3 protein-coding genes and 1 pseudogene are annotated in these 3,029 nt (G+C 55.1%); all 4 read left to right on the top strand.

All coding sequences use genetic code 11. The features are described 5' to 3' along the window. Window positions 1–36: 36 nt before the first annotated feature. The gene (gene copD, locus HT737_RS28895; RefSeq protein ID WP_042556867.1) at window positions 37–975 is read left to right on the top strand and encodes a copper homeostasis membrane protein CopD; all 939 of its coding nucleotides are present in this window, start codon (window positions 37–39) and stop codon (window positions 973–975) included. Between the two features lie 73 nt (window positions 976–1,048). Next, a complete protein-coding gene (locus HT737_RS32135; RefSeq protein ID WP_080896087.1) occupies window positions 1,049–1,390 on the top strand; it encodes a hypothetical protein in 342 nt (113 codons plus the stop codon). 99 nt (window positions 1,391–1,489) lie between these two features. Next, window positions 1,490–2,746, top strand: a complete 1,257-nt coding sequence (locus HT737_RS28890) for a TolC family protein (RefSeq protein WP_042556865.1) — start codon at window positions 1,490–1,492, stop codon at window positions 2,744–2,746. Further along, window positions 2,743–3,021: pseudogene (locus HT737_RS31430) on the top strand (heavy metal-binding domain-containing protein); the annotation flags it as partial. The gene HT737_RS28890 and the pseudogene HT737_RS31430, both read left to right, overlap by 4 nt. Window positions 3,022–3,029 lie beyond the last annotated feature (8 nt).

The following is a 3,029-nucleotide window of genomic DNA, read 5'->3' as shown; positions in this document are numbered from 1 at the left end:
TCATCCGGCAACTTTTCCTTCAAAGTGAAATGATCCATGAGCGACTCAATAAATATTGTGGTTCGCTTTGCTCTCTATTTTGACCTGATGTTGTTATTTGGATTGGCCATATTTGGCTTGTACAGTCTCAGGGGAAAAGAAAGGGTATCGGGCACGGTCTTGAATTTTGAGTCGCTTCTTTACGGTACTTCTGTTGCAGGTGTAGCTCTGTCCCTTGCCTCGATGTTGTTGCTTGCGAAAGCAATGAGCGGTGTATCGGAGCTTATGGAGCTACATCACCACATTTTTGAAATGGTCATCATGGGCACCGACGTTGGGTTGACCTGGATGGTCCGAATAGCCGCCTTGGTTGGGGCAATTATGGGCGTCGCGTTGAACAAACGATTTCCGACACCCAGCCTCTGGATCGTCACCGTGTGTGGAGCAATCGCGTTGGCCACGCTAGCCTGGACAGGGCACGGTGCCATGGACGAAGGCAGCCGCCGCTACTGGCATTTTCTGAGCGATATTTTCCATTTATTAGCGGCAGGTGGCTGGTTGGGTGCTCTAGCGGCCTTCGCTCTACTGCTGCGGTTGAAATCGCTGAAGGGCGAGGAGGAAGCACGAATTCTTGCCCGCGTGCTGACTGGCTTTGAGTCGGCCGGCGGTGTGATTGTTGCGATCATAAGCGTAACGGGAGTCGTGAATTACCTTTTCATCGTCGGTCCAAACCTTGATGAGGTCATGCTGAGTACCTATGGTCAGCTGCTGTTTTTGAAGATCCTGCTCTTTGCCGGGATGATCGTTTTAGCCACACTGAACCGCTTTCACTTAAGCCCGCAGTTGGAGCGCTCAGTTCGCAATGGTCAATACTCTGTAGCGGTTAATGCCTTGCGCCGCAGCATGAAATTCGAATTCCTGATGGCAATCCTCATCATCTGTCTGGTCGCATGGTTAGGCACGCTAAGTCCTGAAATGGAAATGAGCGCGCAATAGAGGTTTCTGGCAGCTAACCAAGAAGCCGGGAACGGGATTGTTAGCACCATTTCTACTGGCTACACTTCAGTCCATGACACGCTATGTACGGTTTTGCCTGATATTCCTGATTAGCTTGGCGCTTCCCCTCAGTGGGATGGCGGGTGTTCAGGCGCCGACAGAGCCGTGTCCCATGCAAACCATGGGCATGGCGATGATGGACGGCATGGGCCAAGACTGCTGCCATGACATGAAAAGTCCCACCGAGCATGGTAAACCCTGCAAGCCGGGCCAGGAGTGTAAGACCGGCGGCATGCTGCAAGTCTCTATCATCAAGCCTCTGGTCCCCCTATCTAGCCCCCTCGAAGCGTCCATCTCCATAGACTCCCATCCTGTCCAAACCCCTTCAGGGGTATGGCGACCGCCCCGCATTTGATTCCTGTACCACACTGAGCCTCATTCCGCGTTAGCGGGATGGCATATCTGCGTGCATGTCTGATGAAGCGCGCAGTGGATCATCACAGGAATCGTGAACATGAACTCCAAGTGCTATTGCACAGGGTGGTCCCTCGTGGCCGGCCTGGCGGCAAGCGTACTGGCATTGCCGAGTCTCGCTGCCGCATTGACACTCGATGAAGCTTTGCAGCTGGCTGAAAACAATGCGCCGTCGCTGACTGCACAAGACGCGAAAATTCAGGCTGCCAGTAGTGCGGCCATCCCCGCTGGTGAACTACCCGATCCCAAGTTGCTGCTAGGCGTACAGAACTACCCCATTGGGGGGCCGGATCGCTGGAGCATCGACCAAGACTTCATGACTATGCGAATGGTCGGAGTCAGTCAGGAGATGCCCAGCAGCGCTAAGCGCAAAGCCCGAATCGAGGTCGCTGATGCGGCCATTGAACGCGCCGCCGCTGAGCGCCGGGTCGAACGTCTAAAGGTTCGTCAGGCCACGGCGTTGGCCTGGATCAACAGCTACTCGGTTGAGCGTAAAGACACTCTGTTTCAGGACCTCTACAAAGAAAACCGTCTGCTGGCCGATACCGTCCGGGCACAAATTGCCGGTGGCCGCGCTCAACCTGCTGATGCAGTAACGCCCAAACAGGAAGCGGCACAACTGGAAGAGCAGCAGGACGATCTGATTCGTCAGAGAGCGCAGGCCCGAGCTGCCCTGAAGCGCTGGATTGGACCAGCCGCCAATGACAAACCTGTGGGCAGCTTGCCTGAATGGCCTGTCGAAGCCTCTGACTACTCTCATAAGCTGCAACATCACCCAGAATTGGCAGCTTTTGCGCCAATGACCCGCGAAGCGCAAGCCAAGGTCCGTGAAGCCGAAGCGGAAAAACAGTCGGATTGGAGCTGGGAAGTCGACTATCAGAATCGCGGCCGACAGTTCGGCGACATGGTCAGCGTGCAATTTTCCTGGGATCTACCACTGTTTCCTGACTCTCGGCAAAACCCCAAAATTGCGGCCAAGCACGCTGAACTCAACCAGCTAGAGGCCGAGCGGGAAGCCCTGTCACGCAAGCATACCCAGCAACTGGAGGACGATCTGGCCGATTATGAACGCTTGAATCGTGCCGTTCGCCGAACCCTGGACAGTCTGCTGCCTCTGGCCAAGGAGAAGGTCGAGCTCAGCATGGCCAGCTACCGCGCCGGCAAAGGCGATTTGAACTCCGTCGTGGCTGCTCGGCGCGAGCTTATCGAAGCCCGTCTCAAGCAGATTGATGTTGAAGAGCAGCGTGCTCTCACCAGCGCTCGCCTGTATTTCGCCTATGGGGAGTCCGCTCAATGATCTCTAGAACACGGAAAGGGGTATTTGTTGTCAGCATCTCAGTTGCTTTGGGGGTTGCCGGTGGTTACTGGTTGGCCCAACCGAGGGTGAGCTCGGTACCGGATGCAGCACCGGAGCAGAAGCCTGAGTCATCAGTCGATCGCAAAGTTCTGTATTGGTACGACCCCATGTACCCACAACAGAAATTCGATAAGCCGGGTAAGTCGCCCTTCATGGACATGCAAATGGTCCCTCAGTACGCGGATAGCAAGGGGGACAGTGACACTGTTCGCATTTGATCCAA

The organism is Pseudomonas sp. MD195_PC81_125 (assembly GCF_014060985.1).
Classification (GTDB): Bacteria; Pseudomonadota; Gammaproteobacteria; order Pseudomonadales; family Pseudomonadaceae; genus Aquipseudomonas; species Aquipseudomonas parakoreensis.
This window is presented reverse-complemented; position numbering and strand designations above follow the sequence as displayed.